Raw genomic sequence first — 20,028 nt, forward strand, 5'->3', positions numbered from 1 at the left:
GTCCGCACCGCCGCGCCACCCGGGCGGTTCCACGCCCGCTCCGGCCGTTTCGGGCCCGCCCCGGAAAGCGCGGAATCGGTACGGTGTCCGCATGATCCTGCCCCCCAGCCGCTCGATCGCTGAGGCACACCTCTACATGGACCTGCGACCCTGCCGATGCGGGCAGGCCCGGTTCGCCCGGCGGAGCGCGGTCGTCGCGCTCGACGACGGCGACCTGGCCAGCAGGTACAGCGGCGAGTGCGATGGCTGCGGGCAGCACCGGGAGTTCACGTTCCGGCTGCCGGCCGAACCGGTCGCCGGCCCCCAGGGCATGCGGTACGGCGGCGACGCGCCCTCCCAGCTAATCGACCCGGGCGAGTGGCTGACGGTGGCCGAGGCGTACGCCAGGTCGGTCACCGCTCCCGTGCAGCAGGCGGAACCCGACCTGCTCCGGGCCATCGCGGCGCTCGACGAGGTCATGAAGTTCATTCCCCACGGCGAGGACGCCGTCCCCGTCCACGCCTTCACCGACCGGGGACGGGACGTCCAGCTGCGGGAGCCGGGCCGGTTCCGCCGCGACCGGCTGGCGGCCGTCCGTGCGGCGTACGCGGAGATGCTGCCCCGGCCCGCCTGAGGGCGCCCCTCGCGACCCCGGTCGGTGGGACGGCGGCCCGGCCGACCGTCAGGACCGGCGCGCCTCGTCCAGGCAGGCCGCGTCGACGCCGAGGAGCATCGGCAGGGCGGTCAGAACCTCACCCAGCACGAATCGGGGGTCGTGCTCGCGGGCGTCCGCGACCTCCGCCCGTGCCCCCGCGTCGGCGTAGGCCAGGCACACCTGCCACAGGTCGTCGCCGGTACTTCCCCACTGCCAGACGTCGTGCACGAGCGCCGGCACCCGCAGCACCGGCTCCGTGCCGAAGAGGCCGATGCCGTACCGCAGCGGGTCGTCCGGGGTGTTGCCCAGCGACACCATGAGCGGCAGCACCCGGTGGGCACGGGCGAAGTCGACCGCGTCGTCGGTGTCGGGAATGACCTCCACCAGCAGGCCGTCCGCCAGGAACTCCGCGACGATCCGGTCCGGGGCGGCCACGCCGAGCCCACGGGCGGCGTCGACCACGGCCGCCCGCGTCCACGGCTGGTCCGGCAGGTCGACGGGCCGATGCGCGGCGGCCCAGACCGCGAACGCCTGGGGATCCTCCACCGTCACGGACAGCCGACCGACGCTCAGAGAGTGGTACCGGGCGGGCGCGCCCACCGACGGGTGGAACTCGCCGGTGTAGCGGCCCACCGGCAGGATCAGCGGTGCGCTCATCGTCGGGTTCCTCGTCTCGGTCACGGCTTCGGCTCCAGGTAGACGACGCTCGCCGCGAGCAACGGGTGGGCGGCCCGGAGGAAGGCGGCGAGCAGTCGCTGCGAGTCCACCAGGTCGGCATCGGTGCCGCCGGCCTGCCGTTCCTCCTCCGCGAGCGACTGGCACATCGTCCACAGCGACTCGCCCGACGGCCCTCGCTCCCACAGGTCGTAGACGGTGCGGGTGACGGTGACGAACGGATGGTCGTAGAACCCGATCGACCACAACCACGGCTCGTCGGCGCTGTTGCCGAGGCCGAGCATCCGGGTGCCGAGCCGGTGCCGGCGGGCGAACTCGACAGCGTCGTCGTCGGCCACCTCGACGGCGAGTCCCTCGGTCAGCAGTCCCTGAAGCAGCGACCCCGCATCGACGCCGGGCAGCTGCGCTGCGGCTGCCGCGCAAGCGGCGTGGGCGGTCCACGGCGCGTCGGCCGGTCGGTCGGTGGAGCCGTGGGCGAGGGCCCACAGGGTGAAGCGTTGGTCGTCCAGCTCCCACACCTCGGGTCCGAGCCGAACCCGGTGGTATCGCTCCGTCGATCCCGCGACCGGATGGAAGGTGCCGAAGAACTCGCCGATCGGCAGAAGTAGCGCCCCGGTGGTGGGTGTCGTGCTCATCGTGGCTGCTCCTCGTGACGGGAGTGCCCGGGGTCGCCGGGAAAGACGAGTCGCGCTGGCGGAAGATCACCGGCGTCGAATGGGGTGAGGCGGCCGAGGAAGTAGCCGAACGACCGGGCCACCGGCCGCAGGTGTCGTTCCCGCTCGGCTGTGCCCCCGGCACCGAACGCCCCCCGCATGCCGCTCTCCGGCAGGAAGTGGACGCTCTCGTCGTGGGGCTCCCTGGCCGCGACCACGAGCAGCCCACCCGAAGCGTTCGCCACGACCAGCCAGGCGGGAGACAGCCAGGCATCCCGGTGGACGCGCTGCGCGTGCGCCAGGTCGACGTGTGGGTACTGCGGGTGCACGCCCAGCAGCGGGCGCTCCGGCATCAGCATGAAGGGCAGGCCGGGGACGTGGTGCTCCACCTCGGGCTGCGCGCCGTTGGTGCGGCGCAACCAGTCCCGGTACTCCGGCGGCAGCCGCAGGCCGATCTCCTGCTCGACGGCGGTGAGCTGCGCCTCGTCGAGCTGGCCGTAGGGGCGCAGCCGGGCGGACTTCCAGACCCGCCCCGTGGGGGGCGTCATCTCCTCGTTCTCGTCGACCCGCCGGACCGTGACCTCCCACTGGTCGGCGTTCTTCATGTCGAGGTCCGCGAAGCGCCACGTCTCCTCACCGACGGGAAAGGTCTCCCCGAGAGCGACCTCGTAGCTGAGGGACCCGGTTTCCCGGAACGGCATGACGATGATCTCGGCGCGCACCGGCGGCCCACCGTCGACCCAGCGGACACCGAACCGGACCGGCCCGACGGTGGCCGTGGCGTTGTTCGGAATGGATGTGATGTGCGTGAACGAGCGCACCGGCTCTTCTCCCCGCTCTCTCCTCGACACGGTCAACCGTCCAGCATGTCGCGCAGCGCAGGTTCGCCGGGCAACGCGAAGCCGAGCACCTCGCGGGCGATCCGCTCCGCCTCCGGCCGGTCGACCGGTAGCGAACCCCCGGTCGGCACCGCCCCGTCAACCGTCCACCGCGCCGACCGCTGGCCCCGCGTGGAGGTCTCCACCACGGCCAGGCCAACCACCGTACCGTCGGTGGCCAGCAGGGCCAGGTAGCCGACGGTCGAGCGCTCCTCATCGAGGTCGGTGCGGCCGAGGGTGTGCTGGGGACGATCCGTCTCCGGTCCGCGCCGGTCGGGCGACGGCGGGGCTGGCGGCCCAGGTGGCAACGGCGGCACCGGCGGCACGCTGTGGGCATCCGGCACCGGAGGCGGTGTCGGCGGCAGGTCGAGGTGGGCGTAGGAACCACTCGTCAGGGCGAGGAACTCCTGCACCGGGATCGCGGGCGGGTGCTGGGATCCCCACGGGTTGTGCAGCAGCACCTCCCCGTTCCGCACCGCCACCACCTCGTAGGCGTGGCCCGTCACAAGGTCGTACGGCAGCTTGGTCCGCAGATGCGCCGGATACTGGTCCTGGGCGCGGGTCGCCGTGATGACGGGACTGCCGGCGGCCAGCAGGGCTGTCAGGCGGGCCTGTGCCTGTTGTGCGTCGACGGTGGTGTCGAACCAGGTCGTCCGACTGGGCAGGCCGGTCAACTGGGTGAGCAGTTCGGCCTGCATGTCCGGGGTGCTGCCCACTCCGAGCCGGGCGTAACCCAGCGGGGCGGCCCGATGCGGGTCGGACGGGCTGTGCCAACCGGCCCACTGGCGCTGCCACTGCTCGTGTCGCTGGCCCGTCCAGGTCCGGTCGATCGCGGCGACCGCCTTCTCCAGCAACGAAACCCAGGCGACACCCTGAGCAGTCTGGTCGGCATAGGCGGTCCAGGTGCTGCCCGCGTGTACGGGTACGTCGGGGTGGACCGTGACCCGCAGGCGTCGTCCCGTCGGCCGCGTCGTGTCGCCGGCAGGGGTGCTCTCGTGCAGCAGCACGTCGACCGTGCCGTCCGGGTTGGGGTGGAACAGCCGGGCGATCAGGTCCGGTCGGTGGGCGGCCACCGCCCCCATGGTCGCGAGCATGCCACAGTCGCCGAGGCTGCCCTGCTGGACCTGCTCACGCCGGGGCACCCCGTCGAGAACCGGGGCGGGCTGCCCAGTTTCCGCGACCAACGGCTGCCCGTACTCGATTCGCCGTTTCGGGTCGGTGTCGGGCAGGGTGACGCGGTCGGCCACCACGGCGATCTGCCCGTCGGTGACGGTCGAGGTGACCTCCACGTCCAGCGGTGGCGCACCCGGCACCATGGCGTGCAGCGCCCGGGTCAGCGCGTCCGGCACCAGGGCCATCACCCGCGCGTCGGCCAGGTAGTGGAAGTCGTGGGTGGTCAGCACCGCCATCGCGGCCGGGTTGGCGCCGTAACGGGTGCGCAGGGTGGTGACCGCGCGTGCCCGGTCCTCGGCCAGCAGGGCCTGCCGGCCATGCTCGGTTCTCAGGTCGTACGCCGGCTGGGAGGCGTCCACGGAGATCTCGGGCGCGCCGTCGAGCGTGTACGGCCGCAGGTCGAACCGGCCCGTCAGGTCCACGTACACGCCCTGCGCGGCGACCCGGTCGGCGAGCTGCGGGTCAACCTGGCGCAGCCAGTCCTGCAGGGCCGGAGGCAGGGCGACCACCTGGCCGGCACACGCGGGCATCCGGGGCAGGCCGGTCTGAGCCTGTTCGCCCTCGACGGCCAGCTCGCGCAGCCGCGTGTCCACCTCCGCCTGGGTGAGCGTCCGCAGGTCAGGGGCCAGCCGGCCGCGGTGGTCGATCTGGCGGAACCGGTCGACCAGGTGCTGGTCGGGGCCACCGCGCAACACCTGGTCGAGCGCCTCGGGAGTCAGCCGCGGCGTGCTCAGTCGCATCAGGTGGGCGGCGGCGTCGGCGGGCAGCACCGCCCACCGGGCGTGCGCGTCGGGGATGCCCGACCGCAGCCCGAGGTGGTCGGCCAGGGCGTCGATCTCGGCCCGCACGGCAAGCCGATCGGCCGGGTCGGCGTCGGCGTACCTCCTGGCGAGCATCCGCAGCTCGGCAAGCCGGCCCCGGTCGCGGGCGGACAGGCCGGCCGGGTCGATCGGACCGTCCGTCTGCGCGTCGAACAGCCCGACGCGGGCGTCGCCGTCGGCGTGCCGGGCGACCAGCTCAGCCACCTCGTGGGCGAGCGCGCGGTCCACGACGGTGTCCGCCGCCCGGTCCGACAGGGTGAGGGTGAACGTGCCGTCCAGGTTGCGGACCGTGCCCGCCACCGTTCCGGCGGCGAGGGGGCCGGCGGCCACCGTCACCCGCAGCGGTTCGCGGCCGGCGACCCGCACCTCGACCGTGTCCGCCGTTACGCGGAAGATCCCGTCCGCCCCGACTGCCTCGGCCAGGGTGGGCAGTGCGGCGCGGGCGGCGTCGAGCACCGCGGTCGGGTCGGCGGCGGGTCGGCCGGCGTCGCTCAGGCCCGCGCCGGGAAGTTCCGGCAGCGCGGTGCGCGCCAGCTCGACATGGGCGTACGTCGAGTTGGTCAGCGCGACGAAGTCAGCGACCGGCATCGGGGCGGGGTGGTTGGAGTTCCACGGGTTGCGGAGCTGGACCTCGCCGTCGCGGACCGACTCGACCACGTACGCGTGCCCGGGAACCAACCCGTACCCGGGCTTGCCGGCGTATCCGGACGCGGGGCGGGTGCCGGTGATCACGGGACTGCCGGCGGCGAGCAGTTCCGCCAGGTGAGCCGCGACCGCGGCCTCCCGGCCGGGGGTGGGGTCGATGTCGCTGACCGCCGTGGGCAACCCGGTGAGCTGGCTGAGCAACTCCGCCTGGACCAGCCGGGAACTGCCCGCGTTCAGCCGGGCGTAGCCCATCGGGGCGGCCTGCCCGGCGGGCGTGTCGGGGCGCTGGCTCCACTGGCGCTGCCACTGGTCGTGGCGCTGCGGCGACCAGGTGCGGTCGAGCGCGGCGACCGCCTTCTCCAGCAGCGACGCCCAGGCCACTCCCACGGTCGACTGGTCGGCGTAGGCGCTGCGTCCGCCCGAGTTCGGGTGCAACGGCACGTCCGGGTGGACGGTGACCCGCAGTTGCCGGCCGGTCGGCGTGACCGTACGGCCGGGCAGGGTGGTCTCGTGCAGCAGCACGTCCACGGTGCCGTCGGGATTGGGCTGGAACATCCCGCTGACGGTGTCGGGTAGCTGCCCGGCGACGGCCCTGATCACGGCGATCATGCCGCAGTCGCCGAGCATGCCCTGCTGCACGTCCCCGGGTTTCGGCGGCCCGTCGAACAGCGGCGGCGGCTGCCCGGTGTCCGCGTCGAGCGGTTGCCCGTAGCCGATCCGGGGGGTGCCGGGCCCGGCGGCGGGCAGGGTGACCCGGTCGGCGACCACCCGGGTCTCGCCGGGGCTCGGCTGCGTCGGCACGGTCTCCGGGGTGGCCGACGGCGTGGGGTCCGGGGTGAAGCCGCGCAGTGCCTCGGTCAGCACGTCGGGTGCGAGCCCCATCCAGCGGCCGTCGCCCTGGTAGTGGAGGTCGTGGTCGACGAGCAGAGCCGCCGCCTGGTCCGCGCCCCGCACGGCGCGCAGCGCCGCCCGCGCGCGGTGGCGGTCCTCGAACAGGTGGGCCTGCCGACCCGCCTCGGTGGTCAGGTCGAACTCGGGGCGGGCCGCACCGAGGTCGATCTCCGGGTGGCCGGGGGCCAGGTACGGCCGAAGGTCGTACCGCCCGGTCAGGTCGACGTAGACGCCCTCGGCGGCGAGCCGGTCGGCCAGCGCCGGGTCGACCTCGCGGATGCGGGCCAACCGGTCGGCGGGCAGCCCGATGACCTGGCCGGCGAAAGCCGGCATCCGGGGCATGCTCGCCTGGGCGTCCTCGGCCCGGGCGGCCAGTTCCCGCAGCCGGGCGTCCAGTTCGGCCCGACCGGGGACCTGGAGGTCCGGTGCCAGGCGGGCCCGGTAGTCGTACATCCGGAAGCGTTGGACCTCCGTCAGGTCCGGGCCGCCGGCGAGCACCCGGGACACCGTCTCCGGCGTGACCACCGGCACGCTCAACCGCATCAGGTGGTTCAGCACGTCCCGGGGCAGGACGGCCCACCGGGCCCGCGCGTCCGGGTCGCCGACCCGCAGCCCCAGGTGGTCGGCGAGGGCGTCGATCTCCGCCCGGACAGCGACGCGGGTCGCCGCGTCGGCGGTCGCGTACTCGTCGGCGAGGAGGCGGATCTCGGCCATCCGTCCCCGGTCGTGAGCGGTCAGCCCGGCCGGATCGACGAGCCCGCCCACGTTGCCCGGGTCGAGGGTGCCGACCAGCGCCTGGCCGGCCTCGTGCAGGGCCGCCAGTTCGGCGATCTCGTGCGCCAGCGCACGGGCCACGACGGCGTCCACCGCCCGGTCGGACACGGTGACGGTGAAGGACCCGTCCGGGTTGCGGGTCGACTGGGCGACCACCCCGTCGGTCAGCGGCCCCGTGGTGAGCTGCACCCGTAGCGGGAGCAGACCGGCGGTCCGCACCTCGAACAGGTCCGGGCCGACGGCCACGACCGCGTCGACGCCCGCGTACGGGGCGACCTGCGGCAGCGCGGCCCGCGCGACGTCCTGCACGGCCGACGGGTCAGCGTCCGGCCGGCCCAACCCGTGGAAGCCGGAGTGGGGCACCGCCGCGGCGGTGATCCGGCCGGTGTCCGGTTCCGGGTCCGGGCCGGCCGAAGTCGGGTCCGGGCCGGCCGGGGTGGGATCCGCCCGTCCCGGCCGGTCCGAGCCGAGCAGGCGGGAGAGCAGGCCGGTGCGGCGGTGGGCGTCCGCGAGCCGGTCGGCGAGCCCGTCAGTCGCGGTCCCGGCGGCGTCGAGGCCACGCGCCAGCCGGTCGGCGGCCCGTTCCAGGTCCGCCACCGGCCCCGCCAGCCGGTCGACCACCTGGTCGACCTGGTCGGCGGCGGCACGGGCGTCGCTGCGGGCGTCGAACCGGGTACGCCGGTCGTCCACCGCCAGGCCGGCACGCTTGGCGTGCCACTTGGCCACCCCGACGACGGGCGCGGCGACCAGCGCGGCGACCGGGATGACGGGGGCCAGCGGGCTCGCGACGGCGATCGCCGCGGCGGTGGCGGCGGCGCCGGCCGTCCCTCCGGTCAGCAGACTGGACAGGAGATAGGTGCGCAGTCGCGGAAGGCCGGGTGGGCGGGTGCCGTCGGCGGCCCGGCGTTCGGCCCGCAGCGTGTGGAGCTGCCGGGCCCGGCCCGCACGGTCGCCGCCGTACTCGGTGACGACCTGCCGCGCCTCGGGCGGCAACTGGGCGACCCGGTCGGCCGCGCCGAGCATGCCGTCGCGCAGGCCCAGCCGGTCGATCACCGCGTGCAGCTCCCGCAACGCCGACGGCAGGGCCACCGGGTCGGCCGTACGCACGTGGTGCGCGGCGGTCTGCAGCTCCCACGAGTCGGCGCGGCTCGGTGGCTGCGGGGTACTGGCGGCGGGTGCCGTGGCGGCAGTCGACGGGTCCGTCGCGGGACGCGCCGAACCCGGACCGGTGGAGGCGGGGATCGGCGACGCCGGGTTCACGGGCCCCGGGGCCCGGGTTGCCGCCTGCGGGTCGGCCAGCCGGTCGATGGTCGCGTGGAGGCCGTCGAGCCGTCCCGCGACCGCGTCGAGTTGCCGCGCGGCGTCGGTGACCGCCGCGACGGCCGGGTCGGCGAGGGCGTCCACCCGCGCGGTGGGTGCGGTGGCGGGGTTCGGACGGGCCAGGTCCCAGGCCCGCCGATCGTCCTTGACACGGCTTTCCAGACGCTTGAGCAGCAGGTCACGCAGCGGGCCAGCCAGTCCGCCCGCCAGCATGTTCATCGGGCCGACGCCTGCGGCGACCTGCACGGCCCGGGCCACCGCGACCGTCGCGCCCGCCTGCACCAGGGGCCCCGGCACCTGCTCCACCGCGTACACCCCCACGCCCGGCACATTGCCAGGGCGCTCGGAGCTGTCCGTGGCGTCGGCCGGCGGGCGGGAGAGGAACCGCCCCACCCTGGCGGGAGGGCCCGGCTGCCCGAACCGCTCGACCACCGGGCGCAGGTCCGCCGGCAGCAGTTCCCGACGCTGGGCCGCGCCGGGGGTGTCGGCAAGCAGGCCCAGTTGGTCGACCAGCGCCCGCACCTGGCGGGCCAGCGCCGGGCGGGCCAGCGGACCGGCCGTCGCGTGCCGCGCGGCGAGCGCGCCGAGCCGTTGCAGGGCGGCGGTGTCGCGGGGGTCGCCGCGCCGGGCCGGCGTCGGCGTGGCCGGGTCGGCCCCCGCGCCCGTCCCCGTCGAGGCGGTCGGGGTGGTGGCGGTCGAGGTGGACGGGTTGCCACCGCTCGCGGGCAGGCCGGCCCAGACGGGGTCACCGAAGATCAACCGGCGGAACGATTCCGTCAGGCCGGTGCGCCGCCGCGACTCGGCGAGCCGCCGGTCCAGGTCGGCGACCCGCTGTTCCAGGTCGGCGGTGCGTCGGGTCGCCTCGGCGGCCCGGTCGGACACGGCGGCGACCGGGTCGCCGACGGCGGCGGCGGCCTGCGCGAGCAGGGCGTCCGCCGGTATGGCCGGGTTGGCGACGTCCCACGCGTCACGGGCGTCCTTGGCTGCGGCCTCCCGCCGGGCGATCACCGGGTCGACGGCCATGCCGGTGGCGGCGGTGGCCAGCGCGCCCGCGATGCCGAACCAGCCGAGCCGCAGCTCGTTCAGCAGGTCCCCGACGGCGGCGATGGTGCCGGCTGTCAACAGGTGCGGTGCGTTCTCCGCCACCGACATCCACCACGGGGCGACCTTGCCGGGCCGCTCACCCTCGGCTGGCCGCCGGTCGGCCACCACCCGCAGCCGGTCCCGCACGGCCGCCGTACGCGAATCGCCGAACCGGTCCGCGACCGACCGTACGTCGGCGGGGAGCAGGTCCCGCCGCTGCTCGGCGCCGGGCGTGCCCTGACGCAGCCCGAGGGCGTCCAACAGCGCGCGGATCTCCCGGCCGGCCCGGGGCCGGGCCCACGGCGCGGCCGACCCGTGCCGGGCGGCGAGGCTGCGCAGCTCCGCCAGGCGGCCCTGCTCGTGCGGGGTCAGGCCGGCCGGTCCGGGGCGGGCGGGTGTCGTGGGCGTCCCCGGGACGGGTGCCGCCGGTGACGGGTCGCCGGTCGGGGGGAAGCGGTGGGGCCGGCCCATCAGCCGGTGCCGGCGTTCCTGGCTGCTGAGCTGCTCCTGTACGGCGGCGATCCGGTCACCGAGGCCGGTGACCGCGTCGCCGGCCTCCCGGGCGGCGGCGGTCGCCTCGGCGGCCGGTGCCGCCAGGGCGGTCCCCGTGTCGGCGTCCGCCTCCGCGGCGACGCGGGCGTCCTGACGGGCGTCGTGTCTGGCGCGACGGTCCTCCGCGGCGAGACCCGCCCGCTTCGCCAGCCACTTGGCGGGACCTGTCGCGACGGCACCCGCGAGCCCTCCGGCGCCCAGCATGAGGGCGAGCTCGGGCCGCCCGCCGAAGTCGAGGGTCAGCTTCACCGCCAGCGCGGCGAGCATCGAGTTCACGGTGAAGTGGGTGACCAGGTACGTCCGCATGCGGGGCAGCCCGGTGGGGCGGCCGGCCTCGGCGGCCCGGCGGTCGGCGCGCAGCCGCGCACGGTCGACGGACCGTGCGGAGCGGCCACTCGACGCGTCGGCAAGCACTTCCCGAACCTCAGCCGGGAGGGCGGCGGCCCGCTGCTCGGCGCCCAGCATCCCGGCGCGCAGGCCGAGCCGGTCGACGACCGCCGCCAACTCCCGGCGCGCCGCCGCCCGGGACCAGCGGTCGGCGGTGCGCGCCTGGTGCCCGGCGGTGACGAGTTCGGCCACGTCGGCGGGCGACAGCGGCGCGACCACTGCGGCGGCCCCGGTGGTCGGCTGCCCCAGGGCGGCCAACTCGGCCACCTCGTGGGCCAGGGCCCGTTCCACGACCCGGTCGGCCGCGCGGTCGGAGACGGTGACGACCGCCGTACCGTCGGAGTCGAAGACGCTGCTCGCGACCGCGCCGTCGGCGACGGGCCCGCTGTCGACCCGCAGGTCGAAGCCGGTGCCGTCGGCGCGCGTCACCCGGTAGCTGCCGTCCGGCGCGGCAACCACCGACCGCACCCCCGCGAGCGGGGCCACCGACGGCATCGCCGCCTGCGCCGCCGCCAGCACCGCGTCCGGCTCGGCCGTCCGGCGGCCCTGCCCGTGGAAGTCCGTCCCCGGCACCGCACTGGCCGTGATCGGGGCGGCGGTCAGACTGTCGGTTCCACCCGGGGCCACACCTGCCGGCCCGTGAAGCGGCCCTGTTGCCGGGCCTCCACGTACTGCCGCAGGATCAGTCGCGGCGGCAGGCTGGAGTGCGCCGTCACGATCCCCGTCCGGTCGATGATGAAGCTGCCCTGGCCCACGTGCATCCCCGCGGCCCGCTCCTGTTCCGAGAGTTCCTCCCTCGCCACCCAGCCGTACTCGAACTCCCCCAGCCGGACCGGGTTGCGCGTCCCGAGCAGTCGGGTGATCAGTGCCCGTGCCTCGTCCTCCGTCATGCGTCCCCCCTCCCGTCGGCACCATCATCGACCACAGCGCGTACGTCCCCTCCACGTACGCGGCCGGCATCTCCACGGAGGTGGTGCCGTGCTGCGGATCCCACCAGACCGGTCCGTCGGCGCCCACCGGGTACACGAGGACGAACGCGTGCGCACCGCCCACCGTGACGCCGCCGTCCGCGTCGAGGACCAGCTCGCCGGTGGCGTCGTCGACCGCGAGCCACTCGGCCACCACGAGCGCAGCCGACCCGGGGCCGCCGTCGAGGACGGCCCGGTGCAGCTGGGCGTACTGGTCGGCGACGGCGGCGGCGTGCTCGTCGGGGTTCGACGGCAGCCCCGCCCGGCCGCCCGCCCAGTCACCGTCGATCCAGGCCCGAGCCCGGTCCAGGCCGCCCTGCTCGCCGACCTCGGTCTCGACCGTCCCGTCCGCCCGCACGTCGGGCCAGCGGGGCAGGGACACCTGCGGGTCCCCGTAGAAGCTGGACAGGGCGGCCAGCGAACAGTCCAGACAGTTGTTGCTCCGACCCTGCTGCCCCGGCCCGCCGTCGTTGATCAACCGCCCGTACGGATGGGTCGACGGATCCGCCAGGTACGCGTACCCCTCGGGAGTCCGCAAACTCGCCTCGACGTCCTGCTGGTATGCGCCGTCCTCCAACGGAGCCAACTCACCCGGTCCGAGATTGCGGGTCTCGGGCATCCCGTAACTGGCAGCGGCGGAGGTGAACGGGACAGGGTCGGTCAGTCCGTGGGATCCACCGTCGGCCACACCTGGTGACCCTTGATCCGGCCCTCCCGGCGGGCCTGGCTGTACTCCTCGATGATCAGGGTCGGTGGCAGGCTGGAGTGGACCGTGACCACTCCCGTCTGGTCGATGATGTAGCTCCCCTGGCCCACGTGCATCCCCGAGGCCCGTTCCTGCGCCGAGAGCTTCTCCCTGGCCAGCCAGCCGAACTCGAACTCCCGAAGACCGATCGGATTTCGGGTCCGCACCAGTCGTGTGATCAGCGCCAGCGCCTCGTCCCTGGTCATGGTCTGCACCTCCGGTGCTCATCATCATCGCCCACAGCGAGTGCGTGAGCCGCACGTAGGGCGTCGGTGGCTCCGAGGTGGCCACGCCCCGCTGCGGATCCCACCAGACCGGCTGGTCCGCGTCGGGCGGGAAGACGATCACGAACGCGTGGGCACCGTCGCTGACCACGTCGCCCGACTCCGGGTCGAACACCGGGTCCCCGGTGTCCTCGTCGACGGCCAACCACTCCGCCACCAGCAGGGCGGACGAGCCTGGACCGGCCTCGGCCACCTGGCGGTACAGGTCGGCGTACCGATCGGCGACGGCGGCGGCGCGGGCCGCCGGCTCACCGGGCAGACCGGCGGGTCCGCCCGTCCACTCGCCACCGATCCAGGCGGCGGCCCGACCGATACCACCCTGCTCGCCGGTCACCCGGTCGATCGAGCCGTCGGGCAGTCGGTCGGGCCAGCGGGGCAGGGACACCTGCGGATCCCCGTAGAAGCTGGACAACGCCGCCAGCGAACAGTCCAGACAGTTGTTGCTCCGACCCTGCCGGTCCGGACCACCATCGTTGATCAACCGCCCGTACGGATGGGTCGACGGATCCGCCAGGTAGGCGTAGCCGTCGGCCGTCCGCAGGCTCGCCTCGACGTCCTGCTGGTATGCGATGTCCTCCAGCGGGGCCAGTTCACCCGGGCCGATCCTCCGGGTGTCCGGCAACGGCCACCCCCGCACGTCCGGCAACCGGCCGTCGCCGTCGGCGGAGTCGTCGAAGGCCCCATCGGTGTCCGTGGGATCCGCGCTCAGTTCGCCCGGCGGCAGATCTCCGTCAACTCGTCCTCCGTCGGCAGCGGCACCGTCGCGAACGCCGTCGACTCCCGCTCCGCCGTCGCCCGGTCGACCGCCCTGGTCAGGTGACGGTCCGGGTCGGTGTAGAGGACCGCCGTCGCCACGTACGGCCGAAACATCCACGCCCGGGCGTCCCGGTCCCAGATCACCGCCCGGGTCGACTCCGGGACGGGGGCCAGCGCGATCAGGTTGCCGGGCCGATCCGGACTGTCGGGGCGGCACATCAGGTGGTACGGGAACGCCAGCGGCATCGGGCCTTCTCGGGGCGGCGGGATCGAAGCCGGGCGGGCCCGGCAGGCGCGTCGCCGCCCCGTCCCGGTGGTCGGGGTTCGTCGCGTCCTGGTCGACGGGCGCGGTGGAGGCGGGGGGCAACGGCACAGTCTGCTGCGAGGTCGTCCCGGTGTCGGCCGGCACGGTCGCCGGGACGACCGGATCACCGGCGGCGTCCAGGACGATGGACCACACCTCGGCCACCCGGTCGCTGTGCACGGGCACGTCGGAGACGAGCCGGTTCTGCCCGTCCACCCAGACGATGGTGCCGTTGTGGTTGACGGCGTTCCAGGTGTGTGCGCGGCCGTTCTCACCCGCCCAACTGGTGATGATGATCGCGGCGGCACCCGGCCCGGCCTGCCGGAGAGCCTCCGCGACGGCGTCCAGCCCGGTGGTGCCCGTACCCCGGTGGCGGTATTCGGACTGGACCGCCCGCTCCTGGCGGTCGGTGCTGTCGAACTCGGGCAGCGACGGATCCGCGACGGGGGCGGCGACCTCCGGCCGGCCGAACCAGGTGGACAGGAACGACAGCCCGACGTCGGCGCAGTTGTTGCTCCTGCCCTGCACGGTGGGTCCACCGTCGTTGACGAGTCCGGCCCACGCCCCGACGCGCGGGTCGGGATGGACCAGGGGACGGCCGGTTGCCGGATCCCGGGGTACGGCGTCCTGCAACGCCTGCTGGTCGGCCTGGCTCGGTGGCACCACCCCCTGGGGCTGCCCGTACGGGCGGGTGTCGCTCAGTGGCTGGCCGTTGCCGACGACGCCCGGCACGGGGGGTTGGTACGCCTCGACGGTCCGGTCGGTGTCCACGACCGGCTCGATGCCGAACTGGGGCAGGAAGTGGGCGCACGAGCGGCACGGTGGCCGGTAGTGCCCCAGCTCGTACGTGACGTCACCCGACCTGGCGGTGGCGATCTGGTGGGTGGTGATCTTCGAGTTCTGGAAAGCCGCCAGGGCGAACTGCTCGAAGGTTCCCGGCTCGCCCTGCACCCGCCACTGCTGTTCCAGGCGGTAGAGCTGGTCGGAGACGAGGGCCACCTCCGCGCACTTGCCGTGGCCACCGCCCGGGTTGACTTCCGCTTCCTTCAGCGCCGCCTCGGTTCTCGCAAGGGCTTCCTTCGCCACGCGGTGCACGACGGGATCGGTCCGCGGTGTGGTGCCCTTGTCCGGCGTCATGCTGGTGTGCGTCGTGATGTCGCCGTCAGGCATCAGCAACGCGCCGGCCGTGCCCGGCTGCTTGCCCCTGGAAACAGTGGTGGCCTTGACGGCCTGCCGGACGGTCTCCGCCAGCGTCCGGGAAGCCTCGATCATCGCCTGTTCCGCGTCCGGGCCGGCCGGATCGCCGGGGGCGGTGGTCGTGTCGAGGTGCCAACTGTGGGTGCCCCGGCCCGTGGGCCCGGTCGAGCGGGTCAGCGTGGACGGATCGACAGCGCCCGGGGTGGGGGCGGCGGCGCCCGAGTTGGTTGGCGTCGTCCCGGTGCTGGCCGGCACCGGCACGACGACCGGTCCGTCGACCGGCGAGCGGGGGGCCGGCACCGCGTCGGTGTCGGCCTGCGGGGTGCCGGAGGTGCCCAGATCCGTCGGGGCGTCCGCAGGAGCAGGCGGGGTGCCGGCCGGGGTCGCGTCGGGGGCGACGTCAGCCGGCCTGACGCCGGCCGTCTCCGTTGGCACACCCGCCGGGACCGGCTGCTGCGGCACCTGACCATCCGGGCGTACGGGGGCCGCGTCCGGGCCGGTGTCCGACCGGCTCGTCTGGTCCCCGGTCGGCTGCCTCCCGTCCGCAGCGGGCTGGGCTGTCGAGGGGCCCGCAGCGGGGGTGAGCGAGATCGAGCCGGCGGAGTTCACCGCGGAGGGGTTGACCCCCGGCGTCGGGGCGGTTCGATTCGAGGGAGCCTGGGTGCCGGCGCCGGGGTTGGGGTTGGTCGAGGTACCGGGATGGCTGGTGGTCGTGCCCGGCTGGGCGGTCGTGCCCGGTGCCGGTGCGGTCGTCGGCGTGGGCGTCGCGGGGGTGGCCGGCGGACCGGCGGCCGTCGGCACGGCGGTCGCGGGGTTCCCCGGGGTCGCGGTCGCGGGACCTGCCGGGGTGGCGGTCGCGGGACCTGCCGGCACTGCGCCGAACTGGTTCGGCACCGCCGTCGCCGGAGGGCCGGGCAGGAACGCCGGTGAGCCGTCCGCCGCCAAGGAATCGGTGTCGGCGCTGGACGGCGTCGTGGGAGTCGACGCGGGGGCAGCGGGACCAGCGCCCGGCGGGGCATCCGCTGCGGGGCCGGCCGCCCGGTCCTGCCCCCTGCCGTCCCCGAGGGTCGGGCCGGGCACGGCGGCCTCGCCGGACCGGGCACCGACGGTCTCCAGGCGGGTCGGGTCGACGGACACGGACGTGGGGTCGGCTGCCGTCGCGCCCCCGGAGGCGACCGTGTCGCTGTCCGCAGTAGCCGCGTCGACGGGACCAGCCTGGGCGGCCTCAGCCGGACCGCTGCCGGCCGGGTCGCCGGGACCGGTGACGGTCGTGTCGCCGGTGGACGGCCCCGCCTCGGACGCGGTCGTCGGCTGGTCGGAGGTGACCGGCGAGCTGGTGGACTGACCAGCGTCGGCGGCTCCCGTGGGCGGTGCTGCCTGCCCCGTATCGCCCGTGGGCGTCACGACACCCTGCGGCGTACCGGCGTCGGCGGGTGCCGTGACACCTGCCTGGGTCGTCGCGTCGGTCGGTGCGTTGCCAGCCGGGACGGCGTCGGCCGTCGAAGGCGCGGTGTCGGCTGTGGCGGTGTCAGCCGTCGGGGCCGGGGCCTCTGCCGTCGGAGGCGCGAGACTGATCGATCCGGAACCCGTGTCCGGGGCCGAGGTCTGACCGGTGTCGGTTCCCGAACCCGAGGTGCCCGCCGCGCCGGTGTCGGAGCCGGTCGTCGACCCGCTGCCCGATCCGGTTCCACTGCCGCTACCGGAGGTCGACCCAGAACCCGACGAGGAACCGGACCCCGACGTCCCGCCACCAGCCGTCGAACCACCGCCCGCCGAACCACCGCCTGCGGAGCCGCCCGCCGTCCCACCGCCCGCCGAACCGTTCCCCGCCGAACCTCCGCCCGCCGAACCGTTCCCCGCCGTCCCACCGCCCGGCGAACCGCTGCCGTTCGCGCCGCCGACACCCTGACCGGGGCCGACGCCCGGGGCACCCGGCCCGGCTCCGGGACCGACCGAGATGCCCGGCGCGCCGAGCGCCCGGTTGGTCAGCGACGCGAGCCCGGAGCCGGTCGCGCTGCCCGCCGCGGTCAGGCCGCTGCGGCCCGCGCCGCTGGTGAAGCCGCCGAGGAAGGCGTCCGCGCCGGGCATCGCCCACTGCCCCGTCATGGTGCCGTTGGCCAGGACGCTCGCCGCCGGGGAGACGACTGCGTTCTGCATGCCGGCCGCGAGGCTGTTGCTGCCCCACCGGACCACGCCGCTGCCCGGGAAGGTCAGGCCGGACGGGCTGAACGACACCGGCATCCGGGGTGCCACGCGCCGGGCCGCCGCGCTCAGGCCGGTGCCGAGCACGGCACCGTAGGCGCCGCCGAGGCCGGCCGTCACCGTCCGGCTGGTGTCCCACCGCGTACGCTCGCCGCTGTTCATCTGGTAGGCCTGCGCGCCCACGTCGATGATCAGTTCCTCGCCGATCTCCTCGACGAGTTCCCGGCCCAGGCGGCTCATGCCCTGGCGGAAGCCCTGACTGGTCACGATCTGCCCGACCTTCGTGCCGGCCATGCGCAGCGCCGCGCGCATCCCGGCCCGGGTGAGCAGTTGCCGGCCCATCTGCGCGATCAGCCGGCGCATGGCCACGGTGACCGCCTGTCGGCCGGCGGCCAGGATGCCGGGGATGGCACCCGCCGAGACGCCGCCGAGCCAGGCCATGAGCAGCGCCACGAAGACCGCGATCACCGTGATCATGACCGCGATGAGAACCGTCAGCTTGGCGTACTCGATCTCCAGTGCGGCGGCGTCGCAGCCACCGGCGTAGGCGGCGGCCACCTCCTGCACCAGCGGCAGGCCGGTGTTCGGGTCGACGCCGATCTGGTTCCACAGCGCGCCGAACGCCTCACCGGCCCCACCGCCCCACGCCTGGAGGATCTTCATCACCGCGGGGTCGGCCTCGGCGAGGGTCTCGCTGAGCAGGTCCGCCATCTCCCGCCAGGCGTCGGCGAGCTCCCGCATGCTGTCCTCGTCGCCGGAGGGCCATCCCTCGCCAGCGCTGACCCAGCAGATGGCATCCCAGACCCACGCGTACTCGCCGAGCGAGTTTCTGGGATTGGGGATGCCCACCCGAAGTGCTCCTCTGTCCGGAAGGGACGGGACGAAGGACGAGGGTTACCTGTCCTCGCTGCCGAACAGCATCTTGGTCATCTCGTCCGTGTCCACCGTGCCCTCCACGGCCCCCCTGACGGCCGGGCCCATCTGTTCGACCACCGGCACGACCTGGTTGCCCAGGTTGAGCACCGCCTCCGCCGGCTTCTCCCCGTCCAGGTAGTTCTTGTTGAACTCCCGACCCGGCTCGTCGGTGCCCCAGGGGCTGCCCCCGTTGATGGTGGTGATGGTCGCGGCGAGGCGACGCCACCTGCTGGCCAGGGTGGCACCTGCGGCGCTGAGGTCGTCGGCGCCGTCCAGCGCGGCGTCAGGCTGCACGAAGGTGTCGTTGAGGTCGCTCATCGCTTGTCCTCCCCGGGCAGTTCACTGTCGAGTTGGCGGAAGATGCCGTCCAGGTCGTGGTCCATGTACGCCTGGAACTGGCTGTCCGGCACGAACGGCCGGAGCAACTCCTCGACGTCGCCCATCGCCTTCTCGGTCGCACGACGGATCGTCTCGGTGACGGTGGCGGAGAGCTCCCTGGAGTTGGGCCGGCGGTAGATGCGCGGGTCGAACTCCACCTTGGTCACCTGACCGCGTGGCCCGACGGTGACGGTGACCAGGCCGTCGTCCGAGGTGACCGTGGCGCTCACGGACCGGAGCCGCTGCTGGAGCTCACCCACGCCGGAGCGCATCCGCTCGAACTGGGCCATCAGTTCGTCGGCGCGGGCGCGCAGGCCCTTGGTGTCCATGGCGTCCTCCCCGTGCCCGGCCACGTTCCGCACGCTCTCGGCGGGTGTGACGGCTCGACGATACTGAATCGGAGCGACATCGGGGGTGCTCGGTGCGCCCACGGGATCGCTACGATGCACCGGCATCGCGGTGAGGGAGGGAGGGGCCGATGGTGGCGCGCCTGCGTACGTCGGCGACGGCCCTGGTCACGGCGGTGCTGGCGACAGGGCTGGCGGTTGTCGTGACCGGCCCCCCGGCCACCGCCGCCCCGGCGCAATGCCAGAGTCCCAGTGAGCCCGGCCAGACCATCACCGAGATCCCGTGGCACCAACGCTGGCTCGCGCCTGCGCGGGTCTGGCCGTTCAGCACCGGCGAGGGCGTCCGGGTGGCCGTGATCGACTCCGGGAGCGACAGCAGCCATCCCCAGTTGGCGGGCCGGGTCACCGGCGGTCACGACGCGCTGCGCGGAACGGCCGGCGGCGACGTCGACTGTGTCTCGCACGGCACGGCCGTCGCCAGCATCATCGCCGCCCGTCGGCAGGAGGGTGTCGGCTTCCACGGGCTCGCGCCGAACGCCACCGTCGTGCCGATCCGGATCAGCGAACGCACCTCCACCGACGGCGACGGCGACGGCGAGACTGTTCCCGCAGCCGTGCTCGCCACCGCCATCCGGCGTGCCGTCGACGAGGGTGCCGACGTCGTGAACATGTCGATCACGCTGTACCGGCCGAACGACGAGGTGGCCGAGGCGGTCCGCTACGCGCTGGGCAGGGACGTCGTGCTGGTCGCCGCCGCCGGCAACCTGCACCAGGACGGCAGCCGCCCCGACCCGCTGCCCTACCCCGCCGCCTACGACGGGGTCATCGGGGTCGGTGCCATCGACGAAACCGGCACCCGAGTCGCGAAGTCGCAGGTCGGGTCGTATGTCGACATCGTCGCGCCGGGTGGTGCCGTGGTCGCGGCCACCCGGGTGCGCGGGCACGCCGTCTGGACCGGGACGAGCTTCGCGACGCCGATGGTCAGCGCGACGGCCGCGTTGATCCGCGCCGCCGAACCGGACCTGCCCGCCGCCGAGGTGGCCCGGCGGTTGGTCGCGACCGCCGACCCGGCCCGGGGTGACGTGGCGCAGGGATACGGGCAGGGTGTGCTCAATCCGTACCGGGCGGTGACGGAGCGGCTGACCACCGCGGCTCCGGTCGCGCAGCCGCCTCTGCCGGATCTACCACGCGATCCGGCGGCTGAGGCACGCGCCGCACGGTGGGAACTCGCCGGCCGGGTGGCGCTCTGGGTCGGTCTGGCGTTCGCCACGGTGGCACTCGCGGTGGGGGCCGTGGCGGCTCTCCTGCCCAGGGGCCGGCGGCTGCGCTGGCGGCCCGCCCGACCGGCGGCGGCACCTCCGCCCCGGCCCGAGATCGACGAGCCGGAGGAAGTGTTCTTCCGGGTGCCGTCGTCCATGCCGCGGGCCTGACCCCCGCTGCCCCCTC

The 20,028-nt window shown here is 74.8% G+C and carries 8 protein-coding genes; 2 read left to right on the plus strand and 6 right to left on the minus strand.

Annotated features, from left to right (window positions below):
- The first annotated feature begins 91 nt into the window (after positions 1 to 91).
- A complete protein-coding gene (locus tag GA0070616_RS11355) occupies positions 92 to 613 on the plus strand; it encodes a hypothetical protein (RefSeq protein ID WP_091080606.1) in 522 nt (173 codons plus the stop codon).
- Positions 614 to 661: 48 nt separating this feature from the next.
- Here GA0070616_RS11355 and GA0070616_RS11360 read toward each other — a convergent pair whose 3' ends face one another.
- The 6 genes from GA0070616_RS11360 to GA0070616_RS11380 are packed head-to-tail and all read right to left on the minus strand — an operon-like array spanning position 662 to position 18,564.
- Positions 662 to 1,291 carry a hypothetical protein gene (locus tag GA0070616_RS11360; RefSeq protein ID WP_091080609.1) on the minus strand — a complete coding sequence of 210 codons (630 nt, stop codon included), beginning with the start codon at positions 1,289 to 1,291 and terminating at the stop codon, positions 662 to 664.
- Between the two features lie 20 nt (positions 1,292 to 1,311).
- Positions 1,312 to 1,944 (minus strand): hypothetical protein, encoded by a 633-nt coding sequence (locus GA0070616_RS28710; RefSeq protein ID WP_245712726.1) that lies wholly within the window; start codon positions 1,942 to 1,944, stop codon positions 1,312 to 1,314.
- Positions 1,941 to 2,783 carry a DUF6406 domain-containing protein gene (locus tag GA0070616_RS28715; RefSeq protein WP_245712727.1) on the minus strand — a complete coding sequence of 281 codons (843 nt, stop codon included), beginning with the start codon at positions 2,781 to 2,783 and terminating at the stop codon, positions 1,941 to 1,943. The genes GA0070616_RS28710 and GA0070616_RS28715 overlap by 4 nt, the downstream gene beginning before the upstream one ends.
- 32 nt (positions 2,784 to 2,815) lie before the next feature.
- Positions 2,816 to 17,791, minus strand: a complete 14,976-nt coding sequence (locus tag GA0070616_RS11370; protein WP_091080613.1) for a toxin glutamine deamidase domain-containing protein — start codon at positions 17,789 to 17,791, stop codon at positions 2,816 to 2,818.
- Between the two features lie 45 nt (positions 17,792 to 17,836).
- A complete protein-coding gene (locus tag GA0070616_RS11375) occupies positions 17,837 to 18,175 on the minus strand; it encodes a hypothetical protein (protein ID WP_091080616.1) in 339 nt (112 codons plus the stop codon).
- Positions 18,172 to 18,564: a YbaB/EbfC family nucleoid-associated protein gene (locus tag GA0070616_RS11380; protein WP_091090494.1), complete on the minus strand. Its 393-nt coding sequence runs from the start codon at positions 18,562 to 18,564 to the stop codon at positions 18,172 to 18,174. The genes GA0070616_RS11375 and GA0070616_RS11380 overlap by 4 nt, the downstream gene beginning before the upstream one ends.
- A gap of 149 nt (positions 18,565 to 18,713) precedes the next feature.
- Between GA0070616_RS11380 and mycP the strand changes: the two genes are divergently transcribed.
- On the plus strand, positions 18,714 to 20,012 hold the full coding sequence (gene mycP, locus GA0070616_RS11385) for a type VII secretion-associated serine protease mycosin (RefSeq protein WP_091080620.1): 1,299 nt from the start codon (positions 18,714 to 18,716) through the stop codon (positions 20,010 to 20,012).
- Positions 20,013 to 20,028: the final 16 nt, after the last annotated feature.

Source organism: Micromonospora nigra (assembly GCF_900091585.1).
GTDB classification, from domain to species: Bacteria; Actinomycetota; Actinomycetes; order Mycobacteriales; family Micromonosporaceae; genus Micromonospora; species Micromonospora nigra.

Excerpts from the sequence above, each read along its gene's own strand:
- GA0070616_RS11355 (WP_091080606.1), top strand. The coding sequence starts at position 92 with ATGATCCTGCCCCCCAGCCGCTCGATCGCTGAGGCACACCTCTACATG.
- GA0070616_RS11360 (WP_091080609.1), bottom strand. The coding sequence starts at position 1,291 with ATGAGCGCACCGCTGATCCTGCCGGTGGGCCGCTACACCGGCGAGTTC.
- GA0070616_RS28710 (WP_245712726.1), bottom strand. The coding sequence starts at position 1,944 with ATGAGCACGACACCCACCACCGGGGCGCTACTTCTGCCGATCGGCGAG.
- GA0070616_RS11375 (WP_091080616.1), bottom strand. The coding sequence starts at position 18,175 with ATGAGCGACCTCAACGACACCTTCGTGCAGCCTGACGCCGCGCTGGAC.
- GA0070616_RS11380 (WP_091090494.1), bottom strand. The coding sequence starts at position 18,564 with ATGGACACCAAGGGCCTGCGCGCCCGCGCCGACGAACTGATGGCCCAG.
- mycP (WP_091080620.1), top strand. The coding sequence starts at position 18,714 with ATGGTGGCGCGCCTGCGTACGTCGGCGACGGCCCTGGTCACGGCGGTG.